Genomic DNA, 19,396 nt, shown 5'->3' with positions numbered 1-19,396 from the left:
CGGCGTTTGCGCAACTCTTCTTTCACTAGCGGGCTCCGATGCAGAAGCCCGATTGTCTTTCAGAGCCGTGACTTTCGTCGCAGAACGCAAGCCGACTCGGCGGCACAGACCCGGCCGGCGGCCTGCTGCGCCGGCGACTCGGCTCGGGTGTCGGGGGTGGGGCGCATCGTCAAGCGGACTCAGGCGCGGCGGCCGGTGACGGTCACGCGGGGCAGCTGCTGAAGCTGGGCGACTTCACGCACGGCATAGCCGGTCACGACGACGCGGGGCAGCTGGGCAATCTCCTTGACGGCCTTGCCGGTGACGACGACGCGCGGCAGCTTGTGCACCTCCTGCGGGGCGGCCTGGGCGGTCAGCGCGGTGATGGCAAAGGCGGCGACGGCGGCGGCCTGGATCAGAACGGTGGTCTTCATGGTGCTTCCTTCCGGGTTTTCACAGCGGGATCGCTATGTCGATGGAAGCAGTTTCGGCAGCGGGGCCGCGCGCCGCCACGGCGCTGCGATGAAGCGCAGGCTGCGCGTGCTGGGCTGCAGGCGACGGCGACGAAGCGTCGGCCTATCATGGCCGGTTCGCTTGTGAAAACTGCCATGGCCCTGCCGGATCTGCCCGAAGTCCCCGAATCCCGATTCATCCGCGTGCGCGGGGCGCGCACGCACAACCTGAAGAACATCGACGTCGACCTGCCGCGCCATGCGCTGGTCGTCATCACGGGGTTGTCCGGCTCGGGCAAGTCGTCGCTGGCGTTCGACACGCTGTACGCCGAAGGCCAGCGGCGCTACGTGGAGAGCCTGTCCAGCTACGCGCGGCAGTTCCTGCAGCTGATGGACAAGCCCGACGTGGACGTCATCGAGGGCCTGTCGCCCGCGATCTCCATCGAGCAGAAGGCCACCAGCCACAACCCGCGCTCCACGGTCGGCACCGTCACCGAGATCCACGACTACCTGCGCCTGCTGTACGCCCGCGCCGGCACGCCGTTCTGCCCCGACCACCACCTGCCGCTGGAGGCGCAGTCCGTCAGCCAGATGGTGGACGCGGTGCTGGCCATGCCCGACGAGAGCAAGCTGATGCTGCTGGCGCCGGTCGTGCGCGACCGCAAGGGCGAGTTCGTCGAGCTGTTCCAGGAGCTGCAGGCGCAGGGCTATGTGCGCTTCCGCGTCGACGGGGCGACGGTGGAGGCGCCGGAGATCCCGGCGCTGAAGAAGGCCGAGAAGCACGACATCGACGTCGTCATCGACCGCATCAAGCTGCGCCACGACGGCGCGGACCAGCTGCGCCAGCGCCTGGCCGAGAGCTTCGAGGCCGCGCTGCGGCTGGCCGAGGGCCGCGCGCTGGTCATGGACATGGATTCCAGCGAGACGACGCTGTTCTCCAGCAAGTTCGCCTGCCCGGTGTGCTCCTACTCGCTGCCCGAGCTGGAGCCGCGGCTGTTCTCGTTCAACTCGCCCGTGGGCGCCTGCCCCAGCTGCGAGGGCCTGGGCCAGGTCACCGTGTTCGACCCCGATCGCGTCGTCGCCTTCCCCACGCTGTCACTCGCCAGCGGCGCCGTGAAGGGCTGGGACCGCCGCAACCCCTACACCTTCTCGCTGCTGGAATCGGTGGCGGCGCATTACAAGTTCGACGTCGAGGCGCCGTGGGAGAGCCTGTCGCCCGAGGCCCAGCAGGTGCTGCTGCGCGGCTCCGGCGAGGAGGAGATCAGCTTCACCTACCAGGCCGAGACGGCGTCGGGCAAGAAGCGCTCGGTCAAGCGCAGCCATCCGTTCGAGGGCATCCTGCCCAACCTGCAGCGCCGCTTCAAGGAGACCGACTCGGCCGCCGTGCGCGAGGACCTGGCCCGCTACATGGCCGCCAAGCCCTGCCCGGCCTGCGAGGGCTCGCGCCTGCGCCGCGAGGCCCGCCACGTCGTGCTGCAGCCGGCCGACGCGCCGCCCGGCTTCAAGGGCCGGCCGATCTACGAGGTGGAGCATTCGACGCTGCGCGAGTGCCTGCACTACTTCGAGGGCCTGACGCTCAAGGGCAACAAGGCCGACATCGGCGACAAGGTCATCCGCGAGATCGCGTCGCGGCTGCGCTTCCTGAACGACGTGGGCCTGAACTACCTGAGCCTGGACCGCAGCGCCGACACGCTGTCCGGCGGTGAGGCGCAGCGCATCCGCCTCGCGTCGCAGATCGGCTCGGGCCTGACTGGCGTCATGTACGTGCTGGACGAGCCCAGCATCGGCCTGCATCAGCGCGACAACGACCGGCTGATTGCCACGCTGCGCCGGCTGCGCGACCTGGGCAACTCGGTGCTGGTGGTGGAGCACGACGAGGACGCCATCCGCGCCGCCGACTGGGTGCTGGACCTCGGCCCCGGCGCCGGCGTGCACGGCGGCCGCGTGATGGCTCAGGGCACGCCCGACCAGGTGGCCGCCAACCCGGACTCGCCCACCGGCCGCTACCTCAGCGGCGCCGCGCGCATCGAGGTGCCGGCCACGCGCCATCAGCCGTTCGAGGGCCAGAAGCTGCGCATCGTCAACGCGCGCGGCAACAACCTGAAGGGCGTCACCGTCGAGATCCCCGTCGGCGTGCTGACCTGCGTGACCGGCGTGTCCGGCTCCGGCAAGAGCACGCTGGTCAACGACACGCTGTACGCCGCCGTCGCCAAGAAGCTCTACCAGAGCCATGCCGACCCGGCCGCCTATGACGAGATCGAGGGCCTGGACGCGTTCGACAAGGTCATCAACGTCGACCAGAGCCCCATCGGCCGCACGCCGCGCTCCAACCCGGCGACCTACACGGGCCTGTTCACGCCCATCCGCGAGCTGTTCGCCGAGATGAACACGGCGCGCGAGCGCGGCTATGGCCCGGGGCGCTTCAGCTTCAACGTGGCCGGCGGCCGCTGCGAGGCCTGCCAGGGCGACGGTGTGCTGAAGGTGGAGATGCACTTCCTGCCCGACGTCTACGTGCCCTGCGACGTCTGCAACGGCAAGCGCTACAACCGCGAGACGCTGGAGGTGCTCTACAAGGGCAAGAACATCACCGACGTGCTGAACATGACGGTGGAGGACGCGCACCAGCTCTTCAACGCCGTGCCGGCGCTGGCGCGCAAGCTGCAGACGCTCTTGGACGTGGGCCTGGGCTACGTGAAGCTGGGCCAGAGTGCCACCACCTTGTCCGGCGGCGAGGCGCAGCGCGTCAAGCTGGCGCTGGAGCTCTCCAAGCGCGACACGGGCCGCACGCTCTACATCCTGGACGAGCCGACGACCGGCCTGCACTTCGCCGACATCGCGCTGCTGCTGAAGGTGCTGCACCAGCTGCGTGATGCCGGCAACACCATCGTCGTCATCGAGCACAACCTGGACGTCATCAAGACGGCCGACTGGCTCATCGACATGGGCCCGGAGGGTGGCGCCGGCGGCGGCACGCTGCTGGTGGCCGGCACACCGGAGGACGTGGCTGCCTGCGAGGCCAGCCACACGGGGCGCTACCTGGCGCCGCTGCTCAGAAGGTAATCAGAGGGTGTCAGACCGCGCGGCTCAGCCGCGGCGGCGCGCGCGGTAGCCGACCACCACCAGGCCCGCGGCGATCAGCGCCCAGGTGCCCGGCTCCGGCACGGCCGGCGTGATGCTGGGCACCTCGGCCACGCGCACGGTGCCCGGCGGCAGGCCGGGCATGCCCAGCGTGATGGGAGACGGCGCACCGCCGCCCGCCACCGTCGGGCTGCTGCCTCCGATCAGGCCACCGCCCTGCGGTGCCGGGCCGCTGCCACTGGCCAGCGACGGCGTGCCCGACTGGCCAGCGAAGCTGTCCGGCGCGGTGGCGGCCATCGGGCCGGCCGCGGGGGCCTCGAACTCCAGCGGCGCGACGTTCTCGGCCTCGCGCGTCGACGACGCGACGTTGGCGGCGCCGGACGGCGCCACGGCGGCCGGCCGCGCCTCCAGGCGCTTGATGCGGCTGACGTTGCGGCACACGGTCGGCACCAGGATGCACTGGCCGTCCTCGCAGTAGACGAGGCCGCGCTCCTGCGTCTTGGCGGTCCACTTGGTGCGCGTCACCGTCCTGCAGACGGCGCCCGGACCGAAATGCATGTCGCGGATCTCCGGGGCGTATTCGGCCTTGCCCTGGCCCTTGATGCCATCGCGCTCGATGACGGCGATGTCGTCGTAGCTGCGCGCCTTCATGCGCGTCTTGAGCTTCTCGCGCGTCGCGGCGGGGATGTCCTGGTAGCGGTCGACGGCCGCCACCACATCGCCCATGAACGGGTTGGCGCCCGGACGGTCCCAGCTGCATTCGGGCAGCGCGGAACCGGCGGAAACGGCGAGAGCGATAGTGGCAATCAAAGACATCGGACAACCCGTAACAAGGGGTCACGCTCGAAACAGAACGCGTACCCAAATAGTAGGGAATTCAGGGTTTGTCCGCGTTGAGGCCCCCCGAAGCTAGGGGAGCCTGCCGGGTGCGAAATATCACGCAAACCCGCTGAAACGACGCCTGCCCGGCATCGGCCGAAGCACCAGGGCATTGCTGCTATCGTGCCGACCGCTGTAGCTGCCCCCTTCCACGCCATGCCCGACCGCGCCGCGCCGCAGGTGCTCTACGTCGAAGACGACCGCATCCATCTGATCCTGATGGAGGAGGTGTTCCGCCTGCTGCCGGGCTGGGTGCTGCGCACGGCGGAAACCGGCGCGGAGGCGCTGGACGCGCTGGCCGACGGCCGGCCGGACGTGCTGCTGGTGGACATGCATCTGCCCGACATGACGGGGCTGGAGTTGCGCCGCCGCGTGGCCGCGGATGCCGGTCTGTCGGCCGCGCTGTCGGGCGTGCGCTGGGTGGCGCTGTCGGCCGACGACCCCACCGACGTCGTGCGCGCCGCGCGCGAGGCCGGCTTCGACGACTACTGGCTCAAGCCCATTGACGTGTCGCGACTGCAGGCCGGTCTGCGGGCGTTGTTGAGCGCCTCGCCCGACCTGACGCGCTGAACGCGAGCCACCACCGGCGGCGCCACAAAAAGAAAAGCCCGGCGGGGCCGGGCTGTGTGTTGGCGAAGCCGCGGCGTGCGCGGCGCCGCTTCACTTCAGGTGGCTGTTGATCAGCTTGGTCATCTCGAACATGTCGGCCTTGGCCTTGCCGAAGATTTCCTTCAGCTTGGCGTCGGCGTTGATGACGCGCTTCTGCAGCTCGTCCTGCAGCTTGTTCTTCTTGATGTACTCCCAGACCTTCTTGGTCACGTCGGTGCGCGGCAGGGGGGCGGCGCCGACGATGGCGGCCAGGGCCGCGCTGGGGGTCAGGGCCTTCATGAAGGCGGCGTTGGGCGTGCGCTTCTTGGCGGGCGCGGCGGCCTTCTTGGCGGGGGCGGCCTTCTTCGCCGGCGTCGCGGCGGCCTTCTTGGCCGGCGTTGCCGCGGCCTTCTTTGCCGGCGCTGCCGCCTTCTTCGCCGGGGCGGCCTTCTTCGCCGGTGCTGCCGCCTTCTTCGCGGGCGCGGCCTTCTTCGCAGTTGCCATGTCGATTCACTCCATCAAAAGTTGTTGATGTGCCGGGTCCGGGTGAAGGCCGCGTAAGCCTTCAATACTCTCTAGCACCCTGCGGCGGCGATGGTACTGCGCTTCCCAGGGGGAAGGGAATGCTTTCATAGAGGGGATGACCCGCATTGGCCCATGAAATCGAGGCTTTGCGTCCCTGCCTGTCGCGAGGCCGCATCAGTCCTGGGTTCTGCGGCCGCTGTGCTCAGTCGATGTCGTCGGCTTCGGGGGCGCGCTTGCGTCCGCTGAACATCGCGCCGACGAGGTTCTCGTGGTGCCGCCAGCTGGTCATCGCGACACCGCCGAGGTGACCGATGACGAGCGCGATGAGACCCCAGGCCAGCCACGCGTGCAGCTCGGACAGCCAGTCGTAACCCCACAGCCACTCGGTCGTGTAGAGCCAGCCCGTCAATGCGAGCGCGGCCGCGGTGGACCACAGCGCCAGCACCATCCAGCCGCCCAGCGGGTTGTGGCCGAGGTGGCGCGGCTCGCGGCCGGCGCGCAGCGCGCGCGCGTACGCCAGCACCGCGTGCGGGCCACGCACGAACTGCGCGAGCCGCGCGTAGCGGCTGCCGGTGAAGCCCCAGGCCAGCCGCAGCGCGACGGCGGCGCCGGCCACGTAGCCGGCGGTGTGGTGCCAGTCGTCGAAGTGGCTGGGCGGCCAGTGTCCGCTGATCAGGCAGGTGGCGACGGCAGCGGCCAGCGTCCAGTGCAGCATGCGGACGAGGCCGTCCCAGACGCGCACGCGCACGGCTTACTTCGCGGCGGCGGGTTGCTCGCCTTCGGGGTAGACGCGCTCGAAGGTCTTGGGGTTGAAGAAGGCCTCGGCCTTCTTGCCGCTGCCGTCGAAGCCGTAGACCTCGTAGCAGCCGTTGTAGTCCTTGACCTTGCGGACCTTCCAGCCCTCGCCCTCGAGCTTCTTCTGCAGCGTCATCTGCGGCTGCTTCTCTTCCTTGGGCATGGCGGGGCAGGAGACGTTGCCGTGGGCGAAGGCCGCACCGGCGGTGAGGGTCAGGGCGAGGGTGGCGAGCAGGTTCTTCATGGGGAGGTCCTTGGTCGTGAGGTGCCGGGCCAGATCAGCGCCGGGCCGGCGTCGGCGAGTGTCTTGCAGCCGGAGAGCGCCATCGCGATCTCCAGTTCGTCGCGCAGCAGTCGCAGCGCGTGGGCCACGCCCAGAGCGCCGCTGGCGGCCAGCGCATGGACGTAGGGGCGGCCCAGCAGCACGGCGTTGGCGCCCAGCGCGATGGCCTTGAGCACGTCGGTGCCGCGGCGGATGCCGCCGTCGACGAGCAAGGGCACATCGGGGCCGAGGGCCGCGCGCAGCGGCGGCAGCAGCTCGGCCGTGGCGGGCAGCGTGTCCAGCGTGCGACCGCCGTGGTTGGAGACGATGAGGCCGGCCACGCCGCGGGCCAGCGCCTCGCGGGCGTCGTCGGCATGGGTGACGCCCTTGAGCAGCAGCGGCAGCGGGCTTTCAGCGCGCAGCCAGTCGACCTGCGCCCAGGTGGCGGCGCGCGGCATGAGGCCGTCGAACAGCGCGCTCTGGCCGGGCTGCAGGTCCAGCGGCTTCTTCAGGCCGCCGAGGTTCACGGCGCGGATGTGTTCGGGCAGCTTGAAGCCGGCGCGGCGCTCGCGGTCGCGGGCGCCGTGCACGGGCGCGTCGACGGTGAGCACCAGCGCCTGGTAGCCGGCGGCCTCGACGCGCCGCAGCAGCGCGCGCATGAAGGCCGGGTCGTCGCGCCAGTAGAGCTGGAACCACAGCGGGCCGGCGGCCGGGTCGGCGAGCAGGGGTGCGGCGACGTCCTCCATCGGCACGCTGGCCTGGGCGCTGAGCACGAGGCCGGCGCCCTGCGCCGCGGCGGCGTGGGCGATGGCGAGCTCGCCATCGGCATGGAAGAGGCGCTGGTAGGCGACGGGCGCGAGCAGCACCGGCACCGGCAGCTCGCGGCCCAGCAGCGTCACGCGCGTGTGGCCGCCGGCGAGGTCGCGCAGCACGCGGGGCTGCAGCCTGATGTCGTCCCACGCGGCGCGGTTGGCGCGCAGCGTGATCTCGTCGCCCGCGCCGCCGTTGAGGTAGGCCCAGGCGTTGGCGTCCAGCCTGGCCTGCGCGGGGGCTTCGAAGTCGGCCAGGTTGGCGAGGCCTTCGGGCAGGGACTCGATGCGTGGCGTGCTCATGGCATTGCGGCGGGCCAAGCGCCGGGCCGCTCCCAAGCCGGCCCGCTCAGGCGATGTGCGTGCCGGTCACGCCGGCAAGCATCGCCGTCCCCTCCGGGGACCGGCCAAGGTACTCCTTGGACGAGGGGTCTCATGTATCTGCCCACATGCGCAACAGGTTGTGATACGTGCCGGTCAGCTGAACGAGTTCGGGCGTTTCGCCCAGCTCGGTGCGCAGCGCCATCAGGCTCATGTCCATGTCGTAGAGCAAGCGGCGCTGCTCGTCGCCGCGCACCATGCTCTCGATCCAGAAGAAGGCGGCCAGCCGCGCGCCGCGCGTCACCGGCTCGACGCGGTGCACGCTGGTGCCGGGGTAGACGACCAGGTCGCCGGCCGCCAGCTTCACGCGCTGCTCGCCGAAGCTGGTGTCGATGACGAGCTCGCCGCCGTCGTAGTCGGCCGGGTCGCTGAGGAACAGCGTGCAGGAGATGTCGGTGCGCACCCGCTGCACGCCGCCGGGCAGGTAGCGCACGGCCTGGTCGACATGGCTGCCGTAGGCGTTGGTGGCGCCGGTGTAGCGGTTGAACAGCGGCGGCAGCACGCGCTTGGGAAGCACGGCCGAGAAGAACACCGGGTGCCGCTCCAGCGCCTGCAGCACCAGGGCCTGCAGCTCGCGGTGCGGCTCGCTGCCGGGCACGAGCTGCTCGTTGTTCTTGACCTGCGCGGCCTGGCGGCCGGCGGTGCTGCGGCCGTCCGCCCAGGGGGCGGCGGCCAGCAGGTCACGGGCGCGGGCGACGCCGGCGGCATCGAGGATCTGGGGGATCTTCAGCAGCATGGCGTCGCGCGGTCCGTCGTGGGCGTCAGAACTTGTAAGTGCCGGTCAGCGTCGTCACGCGGCCGGTGCCGGGCACGTAGAAGCTGGTGTAGAGCTGGTCGGCATAGATCTTGTTGGCCACGTTGCTCACGTACAGCTTGAAGCTGAGCTGCTCGGGCACCACGGTGTATTCGGCCATCGCGTCGGCGGTGACGAACTTGGGCGCATAGATGCCCACCGGGTTGCGGTTGGGCGTCTGGCCGCTGCGCGCGTTCAGGCCGGCACCCAGGCGCAGCTGCGGCAGCACCTGGTAGGCCGTCCACAGGCTGCCGGAGTAGCGCGGCGTCAGCGACGGGCGCGAGCCCTGGATCTCGTTGGTGTTGCCGTTGCCCGGGCCGGCACTGGAGATGTCGATCTTGGCCACCGGCATCCACGTGAAGTTGCCGAACACCTCCCACTCGGGCGTGATCTTGCCGGCGATGTCGAAGTCCAGGCCGGCGGCGTGGCGCTTGCCCGACAGCGTGACCAGGTTGGTGATCAGCGGGTCGGTGTTGCGCTCGTGCAGCTTGGTGTTGCGGAAGGCGCTGGCGCGCAGGCTGAGCTTGCCGTCCGCGCTGTCCCACTTGGCGCCCAGCTCGACGTTGACCGACTTCTCCGGCGGAATGTTCTCGTTGGCCGCGCTCAGCGAGTAGGCATCACCGGAGGTGTTGAACGACGTGGCGCCCATCAGGTGGAAGGACCATTGCGCGTTGGGCTGGAACAGCACGGCGGCGCGCTTGCTGACCTCCGAGATGTTCATGTGCCAGGGCGACCCGGGCAGGGCCAGCGTCGTGGCCGTGGCCGGCGTGGGGGGCGTGTCCTGCAGCGGATACACGACGGTGGCGGACGCGGTGTTGTACGAGTGATAGGTGCCCTTCAGGCTGTCGTAGCGCAGGCCGGCCAGCACCTTCCACATCGGCGCGATCTGGATCATGTCCTGCACATAGCCGCCGTAGGCCTTGGACACGTAGTCGTTGTTGGTGCGGTAGCTGCGCAGGCTCTCGTCGATGCTGGCGCCGTCCCACGGCGTGCCGACCGTGGTGTTGGGGCGGACCGGCACGATGCCGCCCAGCGCTGCCGTGATGGGCAAGTAGACCTGCTTCTTCTCGTGCGCGAAGTCCACGCCCGCCTGCAGCGTGTGCTCGAAGCCGGCGGCCTTGAACTTGGTGCTCAGGTCGCTCTGCGCCGTCACGGTCTGCATGTCCTGCTTCTTGGGCTGGAAGCCGCGCGTGATGACGGTGGCGGGGCTCAGGTTGTCCAGCGTGACGGCCAGGCCGCCCGGCTGCAGGTTGGCCGCCGCGAAGTTCCACAGCGTGGCGCGCTGGTCGCGGCTGTAGTTGGCGGCGCGCACCTTGGTCACCAGCTCGGTGTTCTTGTCGAAGCGGTGCGTGTGCGTGAGCATGCCGTAGTAGGCCGTGCCCTTGTTGAAGTCGCTGGCCAGGCCGTAGTAGTTGTCAGGGTCCAGCTTGGTGTTGACGCCGTTCACGTACGGGGACGTGGCGGTCGGGCGGATCCAGCGCACGCCGTAGTTGATGCCGTTGTCGTTCTGCAGGCCGTACAGCGTGATGCCGAACTCGTCGGTCTCGTCGACACCGAGGCGGTAGTTGACACCAATGCCGCGCTTGTCGATGCGGGAGCCGGCGCCGTTGCTGTCGGCGGTGTTGGTCATCACGCTGACGCGCAGGCCCGAGGTCTCGCCGGTGCGGGTGTCGAAGTCGCCAATGGCACGCAGCGCGCCGTGGCTGCCCACGCTGACGTCGATCTGGTTCTGGTTGGCCAGCTGCGCCTGCTTGGTGACCTGGTTGACGGCGCCGCCGGTGGAGCCGCGCCCGAACAGCAGCGAGGCCGAGCCGCGCAGCAGCTCGATCTTGTCGAGGAAGAAGGTGTCGCGGTCGTAGAAGGCCGGGTCGCGCATGCCGTCGATGAAGATGTCGCCGGTGCTCTGCAGCGAGATGCCGTGCACCTTGATGTCTTCCTCGCCGCCTTCGGCCGCCTGGAAGGTGATGCCGGCGGTGTTCTTCAGCACTTCCTTGACGTTGCCGAAGTTGCGGTCATCGATCACCTTCTCGGTGATGACGGTCAGCGATTGCGGGATGTCGCGAATGTCCTGCTTGCCCTTGCCGATGCGGGTCTCGGTGGCCTGGACGCTGTCCTTGCCCTGCGGCTCGGCACTGGCGCGGACGCGCACCGTGGGCAGCACATTGTCGTCCTTGGCGGGGGCCGGCGCCGTCTGGGCCAATGCGGCCGAGGCGAGGCCGAAACCGGCGGCCAGCGCGCCGAGCGGCAGGACGACCCGGGCCTTGGGCGCCTGGGCGGTTGAGGACATCTTCTTCTTGCGGGACATGGAACTCTCCAATGGGTCTTTGGCGGGCATGGCTTTGCCCACGACGGCGCTGGATGCGCCACCCACGGCATGGCTACTCAGAAAAAAACAATGCGCTAACGGTCGATCTCGTAGGACATCGGGGCGATGACTTCCCACTCGATGGGCTGGCCGTTCTCGGTCTGCGGCACGAAGCGCGCGGTGCGGATGTCCTGCAGCGCCTGCTCGTCCAGCCGCGCGAAGCCGGAAGAACGCGCCAGCGAAACCTCGCGCGGCAGGCCGGTCACGTCGACGACGACGCGCACCTGCACGACGCCCGATTCACGCAGCCGCTTGGACATCAGCGGCATCATCATGCGCGGCTCCCTCAGCCAGCGCACGGCGCTGGCCGGGATGCGCTTGATCGCCGGCGGCGCGGGCGGGGTCGTGACCTGCACCGGCGGCGCCGGCGTGGGCTGCACCGCGACGGTGGGCGGGGGTGGCGGCAGCGCGGCGACCACCGGCGACGGCGCAGGCGCCGTGGCGACGGCCACCAACGGCGGCTCCACCAGCGTCAGCGCGGGGGGCTTCATGTCGGGCAGCGCGATGGGCGCCGGCGGCTGCGGCCGCGGTGGCTCGGCAGGCGCCACCAGGCGCACCACCACCGGCGTGGCGCGCGCCACGGCGCGCTTGATGTCCTGCAGGTGGCTCAACCCCCACAAGCCCAGCAGATGCAGGCCCGCAATGCCCACCAGCAGCAGCCGGCGGCTGCGCGGCGCTGGCGCCAGCACGGCGTGCGCGCCCTGCTGCGGCGGCAGCGCACGCGCCACGCTCACGGGCGATGCCGGTGCGGCGAGCGGCGAGGGGGCGACGAAGGCGAGGGCGGGTTTCAAGGCAGCGTGCGCGGTGTCAGTGACAAAATATTAACACGAATGCGAACGATTCCCATTTGAGTGCATCGTCACGGCGCCGGCGGCGCGGCCCGATATGCTCGCGGCATGAAGACACTCACCCGTTGGCTGCTGCTGGCCGGCGCGCTGCTGCTGGTGGCGCACCTCTACCCTGGCGTCGTCGTGACGAGCTTCACCTCGGCGCTCATCGCGGCGCTGGTGCTGGGCCTGCTGAACACCGTCGTGCGGCCCATCCTGGTGCTGCTGACGCTGCCGGTGACGGTGCTGACGCTGGGCCTGTTCCTCTTCATCATCAACGCGCTGATGTTCTGGGCCGCCGCGTCCGTGCTGGACGGCCTGGCCGTGAATGGCTTCTGGGCCGCGCTGATCGGCTCGCTGATCTACAGCCTGTGCGGCATGGTCATCGACGTGCTCATCGAGCGCCTGTTCCCGGGCGACTGAGCAGCATCTCGACGCTGGCAGCCGCAAACGCGGCCAGCGCCTCGCGCGCCTCGCCGGCACGGGCGCGCAGCGCCATCGAATGCAGCACGGCCGAGGCCAGCTGTCCGAGCAGCGCGGCATCAGAGCCGGCGGGCAACTCGCCCTCGTTTTCCGCCCGCAGCAGCCGGGCCTCGAACGCCGCCGTGAAGCCGCGCAGCGCCTCGTCCAGCGCCTGGCGGATGGCCTCGTCGCGCGGCGCCTCCGTGGCGGCCGTGCCGATCAGCAGGCAGCCGCGCGCCGCGGCGTCGGCCGGGTAATAGAGCTGCAGCGCCAGCTCGTACACGCGCAGCAACCCGTCGCGCAGCGGGCGCCCGGCCAGCGCGTGTGCGATCGCCGCATTCGATTGCTCGGTGTAGAGACGCAGCGCCTGCAGGTAGAGCGCGTGCTTGTCGCCGAATGCGCCGTACAGGCTGGGGCGGTTCAGCCCCGTCGCGGCACTGAGGTCGTCCAGCGACGTGGCCGCATAGCCACGCTGCCAGAACGTCAGCGTCGCCTGGGCCAGCGTGGCCTCGGTGTCGAAGCTGCGCGGGCGGCCGCGCGGGCGTGGGGCCGGCCGATGCTCGTCTTCAGATTTTTGTACCACGGCGCATGAAATTTATTGACGACGGTTAATTCTATTCAATACAGTACAAAAACACTGTTGGAGTCCGTGATGGAACTGTTCTTCTCCCCGATGGCCTGCTCGCTGGCCAGCCGCATCGCGCTGTATGAGGCGGATGCCCAGGCGTTGTTCACGCAGGTCGACAAGGCCAAGCGGACCGCTGACGGCCGCGATTACCGGCAGATCAACCCCATGGGCCAGGTGCCGGCGCTGCGCACGCCCGGCGGCTGGCTGCTGACCGAGAACGCGGCGGTGCTGCAGTACCTGGCCGAGTCCTTCCCGGCGGCCGGCCTGCTGCCCGAGGATGCCGACGCGCGCTCCCGCGTGCGGCAATGGCTGGGCTTCATCGCCACCGAACTGCACAAGGCCGTGTTCGTGCCGCTGCTGGACCCGCGCGCACCGGCCGACGTGAAGGCCTACGCGATGGACAAGGCCGCGCTGCGGCTGGACGTGCTGCAGGCCCACCTGCAGACACGCGAGTATCTGGAAGGCGGCTACGGCATTGCCGACATCTACCTGGCCGTCGTGCTGAACTGGGCGCCGTTCGCCGGCGTGGACCTCACGCCCTGGCCGGCGGTGCGCGCGTTCCATCGGCGCCTCCAGGCGCGCGACGCCGTGGCGCGCGCCACGCGCGAGGAATACGCGCTGTTCCAGGAAGAGCAGCGTCTGCGCGCCGCCTGAATCGCGCCGTCGGCGGGTCAGTCCGGCAGGCGCGCGTCCGGCGGGATGTAGCGGCCGGGGAACATCTCGCCCAGCATGGATTGACGCTCGTAGGTCAGCGCGCGCAGGCGGGCCTCGATGACCGAGGCCTCCACCTGGTCGGCATCCGGCCGGCGCGACTGGCGCAGGCCCGAGCTCATGCGGTCGATGGCGCCGTTCAGGTCGCCGGCGGCGGCGTAGACCTCGGCCTGGGCGCGCACGGCGCGCAGCGGCTGGCCCAGCTTCTGCCAGACCAGCGCCAGCTGCGCCCACGCAAACGAGTCGCGCGGCTGCAGGCTCACATGCGTCTGCAGCGCATCGGCCGCGTCCCGCAGCGCGGGCGCGCCGGCATCGGCCACCAGCGCCAGGCCCACGCGTTGCATCAGCATCGGGCGCGACTTCTCGCCGGCCAGTGTGTCCAGCGCCGCGGTGCCCTCCATCGCACGGCCGCGCGCCTGGGCCAGCTCGGCGCGCAGATAGGTCAGCTGCCGGCGTGCGGCGACGGTCTCGCTGGGGCTGGGGTTGATGAGCTGCAGTGTCACCTCGGCGCTGCGCAGCGTGGCCTCGGCGCGGTCGAAGTTGCGCAGCTTGATGGACGCCAGCGCCGCGGCATAGCGCGCGCCCAGCTGCTCGTAGCCGCCGCTCTCGCGGATGTTGCGGGCGCCGGCGTCGTAGTTCTCCAGCACCTTCCACGCGTCCACGCGCGGGTCCATCAGCGCGCGGGCGCGGGCGGCCATCAGCGCATGTTCGGCCAGGCCGCGCGGGCGCGCGAAGGGCTCCAGCGCCAGCCGCGTGCGCGCGTCGCCGATGCGCTCGCTGGTCAGCGGGTGCGAGCGCAGGTAGGGGAAGGCGCCGTTGTCCATCAGGTGGTAGGCCTGCTCCATGCGCTCGAACATGCTGACCATGCCGCTGCCCGCGAAGCCGGCCTCCACCAGCACGTTGAAGCCCACGCGGTCGGCCTCGCGCTCCATGTCGCGCGAGAAGTTCAGCGACATCTGCGTCGCCGCCGCCTGGCCTCCCACGATGCCGGCGTTGGCCAGGTCGATGTTGCCGCGCGTGGCGGCCAGCACGCCCAGCAGCAGGCCGGCGATGGCGATCATGCTGTTCTTGGAGTCGCCCGCGATGCGGCGCGCGATGTGGCGCTGCGTCACGTGCGAGATCTCGTGCGCCAGCACCGAGGCCAGCTCGTCGCGCGACACCGTCATCGCGATCAGGCCGAGGTGGGTGCCGATGTAGCCGCCCGGCAGCGCGAACGCGTTGACGCTCTTGTCCTCGACGAGGAAGCTCTCCCACGCGAAGCGGGTCTGGATGTCCTCGCCGATGTGGCCCAGCTTGCGCGAGCCGGCGATCAGCGGCTCGAAGATGGTGGCCATGTATTCCTGCAGCAGCGGGTCCTGCACGACGGCCGGGTCCAGGCGGATCTGGCGCATGTAGCGCTCGCCCAGCTGGCGCTCCGCGCTGACATCCAGGTCCTGCGATACCGAGTCGCCGAGGGCCGGCAGGTTGACCTGCGCATTCAGCGGCGCGCCGGGCAGGGCCAGCATGGCGGCGGCGATCAGCGTCAGCAGGGGGCGGGTGGCGAACGAGGTGGTCATCTGGCAGGGGCTCCGGCCGCCGGCGGCTCAGGCCCGGGCGGCTGTCTATGATGCCTGCAACCCGCCGCCTCAATGTTTCGTGAAGATGAAGCCCCTCGCATGACTTCCCCGCTGACCCATTTCGACGCGCAGGGCCAGGCCCACATGGTGGACGTGTCCGCCAAGGCCGAGACGCACCGCGTGGCCGTGGCGGCCGGCGAGATCCGCATGCGGCCCGAGACCTTCGCGCTGATCGCCAGCGGCACCGCGAAGAAGGGCGACGTGCTGGGCGTGGCGCGCATCGCGGCCATCCAGGGCGCCAAGCGCTGCAGCGACCTCGTGCCGCTGTGCCACCCGCTGCCCATCACGCGCGTCAAGGTGGACTTCGAACTGGACGAGGCCGGCAGCCGCGTGCTGTGCCGCGCGCAGGTGGAGACGCTGGGCCGCACGGGCGTGGAGATGGAGGCGCTGTGCGCCGTGCAGGTGGGCCTGCTGACCGTCTACGACATGTGCAAGGCCGCCGACCGCGGCATGGTCATCGCCAACGTGCGGGTGCTGGAGAAGCAGGGCGGCAAGTCGGGCGACTGGCACGCCCTGGAGTCAGCGGAGTGACCGCCAGTCGATGATGCCGGATGCCGGCTGGCACTGCACCATGACCGGCCCCGAGGCCGCCTCCGCACAGCTGGCGAACCAGCTGTCGCCCGTCGGGTTGCGGAACTCGCGCAGCCGGTCGGCCAGGTAGCGCGCGCCTTCGACGTCGCCGGTGGCTTCCAACGAGCGCGACCAGTACATCAGCAGCCGCGCGTCGATGAGGCTGAAGCCGGTGCGCCGGGCCGCGGCCAGCGCGGCCGGGCCCGGCGGCTGGCTGGTGGCGGCCGCGTAGTCGGCCTGGTGGGCGAAGAACAGCGAGCGCTGGCCGCTGGCGATGCGCTGGCCCAGCGGCACGGCGTCCTCGCTGGGCGCGTAGATGGCGACGACGCGCTGGTAGTCCACCACGGCGAAGGCGCTGCCGGCGATCAGCAGCACGCCGACCAGGCCCAGCGGCAGCGGCGATGCCGGCCGCGCGGTGTCGGCCTCGCCATCGCCATCCCGGGCCGGCAGCGCCAGCCCCAGCGCGAAGCAGGCGGGCAGCAGGAAGTAGGCGTACCACAGCGGGTACTCCAGCAGGCTGTGCAGGCCGATGGTCAGCACGATCATCAGCGCCGCGCGGCGCAGCCGGGCGTCCTCGCCGCTGCTGCGCGCCGCGCCGCGCCAGGCCCGGACCAGCGCCCAGGCCAGCAGCGCCAGCACCGCGCCCGCCCACGGCAGGCCCAGCTCGACGGCCAGCTGCGAGGCGATGTTGTGCGTGTGGTCGAAGAAAGCGATGGGCCGGTTCGGGAAGGGCGTCAGGCTCCACGCGAAGTTGAACTCCCCCCAGCCCACGCCCAGCCAGGGATGGGCCAGCGTCAGCGCCCACGCGTCGCGCAGGATGGCCAGGCGCGACGGCGAGCCGGCGCCCTCGGCCATGCGCGCCGCGCCACGAAAGGCGTGGCCGCTTTCGGCGGACCAGAGGGCCATCAGCCACCAGCTCACGCCCAGCATGAGCAGCGTGCCGACGAGGTTGAGCCGTGCGGCGCGCGACAGCTGGCGGTCCAGCACGCCCCACAGCGCCAGCATCGCGATGCCGATGTAGCCGGTGCGCGATGCGCTGAGCACGACGGTGAATACGCAGGCGAACAGCAGCGGCGTCAGCAGCCAGCGCCAGCCGCGCCTCTCGGTGACGAACACGGCGGCGACGGCGGCCCACATCATCAGGCTGGCCAGGTGGTTGGGCTGGCGCAGGTTGCTGACCGCGCTGCCGACGACGCCGGAGCGGGCGATGGCGGTGCCGTCGGCCAGGTCCGGTGCGAACACCTGCACCAGGCTGATGGCCACACTGAGCAGCCCGGTGATGAGCAGGCCCCAGCACAGCGCTTCGGCGGCGAGCCGGCGTGCGGCGCCGGACAGGCCCTGGGCCAGCAGCAGCACGGCCAGGCCGGCGCCGATGACGGCCGCCGCGCCCAGGCCCAGCGACAGCGGCAGCGAGCGCCACAGCACGGACGTCAGCGGCGCGATGAACAGCAGCGCGAGCGCCAGCGTCGCGGGGCGGGTCAGCGCGGCGCGCCAGCCCGGCGCGGCACGCGCCCACAGCAGCAGCGCCAGGCCCCAGCCGGCCAGCGCGAGCAGCTGGTTGTAGAGCGTGGCGGCGGGCGTCTGGTTGAAGGCCAGCAGCGGCGGCAGGGCGGCGGCGATGACGATGCCGAACATCGCCGCGTCGGCGGAAGCAGGGGTCTGGGTGGACATGGGCGCGCATGATGGCACGCCCCCGCGGTTCAGGACTTGCCCGCCGTGTCCTCGTGGTAGTCGTCGTCGATGTTGACGGCCCAGATGGCATCGCGCCCGGCGCCGCCGGCCATGATGGCCTGCGCGGCCAGCCGCGCGGACAGCATGGAGTGGTCCTGGTTGTTGTAGCGGTGCATGCCGTTGCGGCCGCACAGGAACAGGTTGTCCAGGCCGTCCAGCCAGCCGCGCAGCTCGTCGAAGCGCTCGAACGCCGCGCCGAAGTAGCCCGGGTAGGCCTTGGGCTGGCGCAGCACGGTGGCGTCCAGCAGCTCGGCCTCGTCGGCCATGCCCAGCAGCTGCATCTCGCGCACGGCCAGCGCCTTGAGCTGGTTGTCATTGAGCGCCCACAACTCGTCGTCGTCGCGGGCGAAGAACTCCAGCCCCAGCCAGACGGTGTCCGGGTCGGCCACCATATAGGGGCTCCAGTTGTTGAACACCTGCACGCGGCCGACCTTGACGCCGGGCTCCTGGATGTAGATCCAGTTGTCCGTCACACAGCGGGCCTTGCCGGCCACCTTGGGCGACATGCGCCGGTACAGCAGGCCCACGGTGATGAAGTCGCGGTACTCCAGGCCGGAGGCGACGGTCAGCGCGGGTGCATCGGGCGCCGGACGCAGGGCCTGGGCCAGCTCGCGGATGGGCATGGTGGACACGACGGCGCTGGCGTCGAAGCTCTGGCGCTGGCCTTGCGCGTCGCGTGCGACGACGCGCTCGACCTTGTTCTCGCGGCGGTGGATCTCGTCCACGGCCAGCCCGCGCAGCAGCCGCCCGCCGCGGCGCTCGAACTCGGCGGCGGCCGTCTCCCACATCTGGCCGGGGCCGTACTTGGGATACAGGAAGCTTTCGATCAGCGAGGTGTGCTGGGTGTCGGTCTGGCCGGTGACGATCTTCTTCAGCGCCTGTTTTGCCGCGCTGCCGATGGACAGGCTCTTGATGCGCTGCGCGCCCCAGTCGGCGCTGATGTCGCGGCAGGGCACGCCCCAGACCTTCTCCGTGTAGCTCTTGAAGAACTGCAGATAGAGCTGGCGGCCGAAGCGGTTGATGAAGAAGTCTTCCAGCGTGCGCTCGGGCGCGATGGGGCGCGCCGCGGCGGCCATGTAGCTGCCGGCGAACTGCAGGCAGCGCAGCGGGCCCATCTTGCGCACCAGGTCCATGCCGGGCTTGAGCGGGTAGTCGAAGAACTGCCCGCCGAAGAAGATGCGCGACTGCCGGCCGCGCACCAGCAGCACGTCGTCGTCGGCCTCGCTGGCAGTGGCTTGGTGCGAGCCCAGCAAGCGCTGCTGGCCCTGGTAGGCGAGCTGGGTGTCGCCGCCGTGCGCGGGCTTGGCGACGGGCAGCACGTCGCGCCACCAGTCCATGACCCAGTCGGACTTGGAGAAGAAGCGGTGACCGCCGATGTCGATGCGGTTGCCCTTGTAGTTGACGGTCTTGGAGATGCCGCCGATGGCGTCGGTGGCTTCCAGGAGGGTGACCTGCGGGTAGCCGGCGCGCAGCAGTTCCAGGCCGGCGGTCAGCCCGGCGGGGCCGGCGCCGATGATGAGGGTGGCGGGCGAGGTCATGCTTGCGGGCGCAGCGCGGCGCGGCGGGCGGTGAACAGCAGGCTCTTGCGCAGCCCGAAGTTGAAGAGGAACACGCCGCAGGCGGTGGTCAGCTTGGCGGCCAGCGGCGCAGCTCCCAGCCGCTGCACCAGCAGCCACAGCAGCGCCTCGGTCAGCAGCAGGCCGGCGACGCCGATGAGCGCGAACAGCGCGAATTCGCCGCGGCGGTCGGCCAGCCGGTGCTGCGCGAACACGTGGCGCGTGCTCAGCGTGTAGACCAGCACCAGCCCCAGGCTGAACCCCAGGCCCGCCGCCACGGCCAGTGGCAGGCCCAGCCGCAGGCCGAGGCTGAAGATGGCCGTGTCCAGCGCCAGTGCGGCGGCGCTGGCGGCGAAATACAGCAGGAACTCGCGCAGGTGCTGGGGCAT

The 19,396-nt window shown here is 70.6% G+C and carries 19 protein-coding genes; 5 read left to right on the top strand and 14 right to left on the bottom strand.

Translation table 11 applies throughout. The features are described 5' to 3' along the window. Positions 1-179: 179 nt before the first annotated feature. Positions 180-413 (bottom strand): hypothetical protein, encoded by a 234-nt coding sequence (locus ACG04Q_RS03975; protein ID WP_394509530.1) that lies wholly within the window; start codon positions 411-413, stop codon positions 180-182. 174 nt (positions 414-587) lie between these two features. Here ACG04Q_RS03975 and uvrA point away from each other — a divergent pair, with 174 nt between their 5' ends. Then, positions 588-3,491: an excinuclease ABC subunit UvrA gene (uvrA, locus tag ACG04Q_RS03970; protein WP_394509529.1), complete on the top strand. Its 2,904-nt coding sequence runs from the start codon at positions 588-590 to the stop codon at positions 3,489-3,491. A gap of 24 nt (positions 3,492-3,515) precedes the next feature. Here the strand turns inward: uvrA and ACG04Q_RS03965 are convergent, their stop codons facing one another. Continuing rightward, positions 3,516-4,325: an MHFG family PEP-CTERM protein gene (locus ACG04Q_RS03965; protein ID WP_394509528.1), complete on the bottom strand. Its 810-nt coding sequence runs from the start codon at positions 4,323-4,325 to the stop codon at positions 3,516-3,518. Positions 4,326-4,544: 219 nt separating this feature from the next. Between ACG04Q_RS03965 and ACG04Q_RS03960 the strand changes: the two genes are divergently transcribed. Then, positions 4,545-4,958 carry a response regulator gene (locus ACG04Q_RS03960; protein WP_394509527.1) on the top strand — a complete coding sequence of 138 codons (414 nt, stop codon included), beginning with the start codon at positions 4,545-4,547 and terminating at the stop codon, positions 4,956-4,958. A gap of 90 nt (positions 4,959-5,048) precedes the next feature. Here the strand turns inward: ACG04Q_RS03960 and ACG04Q_RS03955 are convergent, their stop codons facing one another. From ACG04Q_RS03955 to ACG04Q_RS03925, 7 genes are all read right to left on the bottom strand, one after another. Next, positions 5,049-5,480 (bottom strand): SWIB/MDM2 domain-containing protein, encoded by a 432-nt coding sequence (locus ACG04Q_RS03955; protein WP_394509526.1) that lies wholly within the window; start codon positions 5,478-5,480, stop codon positions 5,049-5,051. Between the two features lie 223 nt (positions 5,481-5,703). Beyond that, a complete protein-coding gene (locus tag ACG04Q_RS03950; protein WP_394509524.1) occupies positions 5,704-6,249 on the bottom strand; it encodes a cytochrome b/b6 domain-containing protein in 546 nt (181 codons plus the stop codon). Positions 6,250-6,252: 3 nt separating this feature from the next. Further along, a complete protein-coding gene (locus ACG04Q_RS03945) occupies positions 6,253-6,540 on the bottom strand; it encodes a PepSY domain-containing protein (protein WP_394509523.1) in 288 nt (95 codons plus the stop codon). Beyond that, positions 6,537-7,670 carry an alpha-hydroxy acid oxidase gene (locus tag ACG04Q_RS03940; protein WP_394509521.1) on the bottom strand — a complete coding sequence of 378 codons (1,134 nt, stop codon included), beginning with the start codon at positions 7,668-7,670 and terminating at the stop codon, positions 6,537-6,539. Before ACG04Q_RS03940 ends, ACG04Q_RS03945 begins: the two co-directional genes overlap by 4 nt. A 130-nt stretch (positions 7,671-7,800) precedes the next feature. Beyond that, on the bottom strand, positions 7,801-8,484 hold the full coding sequence (locus tag ACG04Q_RS03935; protein ID WP_394509520.1) for a Fe2+-dependent dioxygenase: 684 nt from the start codon (positions 8,482-8,484) through the stop codon (positions 7,801-7,803). 25 nt (positions 8,485-8,509) lie between these two features. Beyond that, a complete protein-coding gene (locus ACG04Q_RS03930) occupies positions 8,510-10,846 on the bottom strand; it encodes a TonB-dependent receptor (protein ID WP_394509518.1) in 2,337 nt (778 codons plus the stop codon). Between the two features lie 95 nt (positions 10,847-10,941). Then, positions 10,942-11,697 carry a TonB family protein gene (locus ACG04Q_RS03925; RefSeq protein WP_394509517.1) on the bottom strand — a complete coding sequence of 252 codons (756 nt, stop codon included), beginning with the start codon at positions 11,695-11,697 and terminating at the stop codon, positions 10,942-10,944. A gap of 105 nt (positions 11,698-11,802) precedes the next feature. Here ACG04Q_RS03925 and ACG04Q_RS03920 point away from each other — a divergent pair, with 105 nt between their 5' ends. Further along, on the top strand, positions 11,803-12,156 hold the full coding sequence (locus tag ACG04Q_RS03920; protein WP_394509516.1) for a phage holin family protein: 354 nt from the start codon (positions 11,803-11,805) through the stop codon (positions 12,154-12,156). Here ACG04Q_RS03920 and ACG04Q_RS03915 read toward each other — a convergent pair. Beyond that, positions 12,128-12,778 carry a TetR/AcrR family transcriptional regulator gene (locus ACG04Q_RS03915; protein WP_394509515.1) on the bottom strand — a complete coding sequence of 217 codons (651 nt, stop codon included), beginning with the start codon at positions 12,776-12,778 and terminating at the stop codon, positions 12,128-12,130. The genes ACG04Q_RS03920 and ACG04Q_RS03915 overlap by 29 nt on opposite strands. A gap of 69 nt (positions 12,779-12,847) precedes the next feature. Between ACG04Q_RS03915 and ACG04Q_RS03910 the strand changes: the two genes are divergently transcribed. After that, positions 12,848-13,477, top strand: coding sequence for a glutathione S-transferase family protein (locus ACG04Q_RS03910; protein WP_394509514.1), 630 nt, complete (start codon positions 12,848-12,850; stop codon positions 13,475-13,477). Between the two features lie 17 nt (positions 13,478-13,494). On the opposite strand, the gene ACG04Q_RS03905 is transcribed toward ACG04Q_RS03910, so the two are convergent. Beyond that, on the bottom strand, positions 13,495-15,090 hold the full coding sequence (locus tag ACG04Q_RS03905; protein WP_394509513.1) for a M48 family metalloprotease: 1,596 nt from the start codon (positions 15,088-15,090) through the stop codon (positions 13,495-13,497). 99 nt (positions 15,091-15,189) lie between these two features. Between ACG04Q_RS03905 and moaC the strand changes: the two genes are divergently transcribed. After that, positions 15,190-15,681, top strand: coding sequence for a cyclic pyranopterin monophosphate synthase MoaC (gene moaC / locus ACG04Q_RS03900; protein ID WP_394509512.1), 492 nt, complete (start codon positions 15,190-15,192; stop codon positions 15,679-15,681). On the opposite strand, the gene ACG04Q_RS03895 is transcribed toward moaC, so the two are convergent. The 3 genes from ACG04Q_RS03895 to ACG04Q_RS03885 are packed head-to-tail and all read right to left on the bottom strand — an operon-like array spanning position 15,670 to position 19,396. Beyond that, complete coding sequence (locus tag ACG04Q_RS03895; protein WP_394509511.1) at positions 15,670-17,391, bottom strand: PglL family O-oligosaccharyltransferase; 1,722 nt, start codon at positions 17,389-17,391, stop codon at positions 15,670-15,672. The two genes, moaC and ACG04Q_RS03895, sit on opposite strands and share 12 nt — an antisense overlap. A 29-nt stretch (positions 17,392-17,420) precedes the next feature. Continuing rightward, positions 17,421-18,989, bottom strand: a complete 1,569-nt coding sequence (locus ACG04Q_RS03890; protein WP_394509510.1) for an NAD(P)/FAD-dependent oxidoreductase — start codon at positions 18,987-18,989, stop codon at positions 17,421-17,423. Beyond that, positions 18,986-19,396 (bottom strand): GtrA family protein, encoded by a 411-nt coding sequence (locus tag ACG04Q_RS03885; RefSeq protein ID WP_394509509.1) that lies wholly within the window; start codon positions 19,394-19,396, stop codon positions 18,986-18,988. The genes ACG04Q_RS03890 and ACG04Q_RS03885 overlap by 4 nt, the downstream gene beginning before the upstream one ends.

Origin of the sequence: Pelomonas lactea (assembly GCF_043555885.1) — a bacterium.
GTDB lineage: Bacteria > Pseudomonadota > Gammaproteobacteria > Burkholderiales > Burkholderiaceae_C > Pelomonas > Pelomonas lactea.
Note: the sequence above shows the minus strand (reverse complement) of the source record. Positions and strands in the feature narration are given on the sequence as shown.

Coding starts and splice junctions, on each gene's coding strand:
- ACG04Q_RS03975 (WP_394509530.1), bottom strand. CDS start 413: ATGAAGACCACCGTTCTGATCCAGGCCGCCGCCGTCGCCGCCTTTGCC.
- uvrA (WP_394509529.1), top strand. CDS start 588: ATGGCCCTGCCGGATCTGCCCGAAGTCCCCGAATCCCGATTCATCCGC.
- ACG04Q_RS03965 (WP_394509528.1), bottom strand. CDS start 4,325: ATGTCTTTGATTGCCACTATCGCTCTCGCCGTTTCCGCCGGTTCCGCG.
- ACG04Q_RS03960 (WP_394509527.1), top strand. CDS start 4,545: ATGCCCGACCGCGCCGCGCCGCAGGTGCTCTACGTCGAAGACGACCGC.
- ACG04Q_RS03955 (WP_394509526.1), bottom strand. CDS start 5,480: ATGGCAACTGCGAAGAAGGCCGCGCCCGCGAAGAAGGCGGCAGCACCG.
- ACG04Q_RS03945 (WP_394509523.1), bottom strand. CDS start 6,540: ATGAAGAACCTGCTCGCCACCCTCGCCCTGACCCTCACCGCCGGTGCG.
- ACG04Q_RS03940 (WP_394509521.1), bottom strand. CDS start 7,670: ATGAGCACGCCACGCATCGAGTCCCTGCCCGAAGGCCTCGCCAACCTG.
- ACG04Q_RS03935 (WP_394509520.1), bottom strand. CDS start 8,484: ATGCTGCTGAAGATCCCCCAGATCCTCGATGCCGCCGGCGTCGCCCGC.
- ACG04Q_RS03930 (WP_394509518.1), bottom strand. CDS start 10,846: ATGTCCCGCAAGAAGAAGATGTCCTCAACCGCCCAGGCGCCCAAGGCC.
- ACG04Q_RS03920 (WP_394509516.1), top strand. CDS start 11,803: ATGAAGACACTCACCCGTTGGCTGCTGCTGGCCGGCGCGCTGCTGCTG.
- ACG04Q_RS03910 (WP_394509514.1), top strand. CDS start 12,848: ATGGAACTGTTCTTCTCCCCGATGGCCTGCTCGCTGGCCAGCCGCATC.
- ACG04Q_RS03905 (WP_394509513.1), bottom strand. CDS start 15,090: ATGACCACCTCGTTCGCCACCCGCCCCCTGCTGACGCTGATCGCCGCC.
- moaC (WP_394509512.1), top strand. CDS start 15,190: ATGACTTCCCCGCTGACCCATTTCGACGCGCAGGGCCAGGCCCACATG.
- ACG04Q_RS03895 (WP_394509511.1), bottom strand. CDS start 17,391: ATGTCCACCCAGACCCCTGCTTCCGCCGACGCGGCGATGTTCGGCATC.
- ACG04Q_RS03890 (WP_394509510.1), bottom strand. CDS start 18,989: ATGACCTCGCCCGCCACCCTCATCATCGGCGCCGGCCCCGCCGGGCTG.
- ACG04Q_RS03885 (WP_394509509.1), bottom strand. CDS start 19,396: ATGCCCCAGCACCTGCGCGAGTTCCTGCTGTATTTCGCCGCCAGCGCC.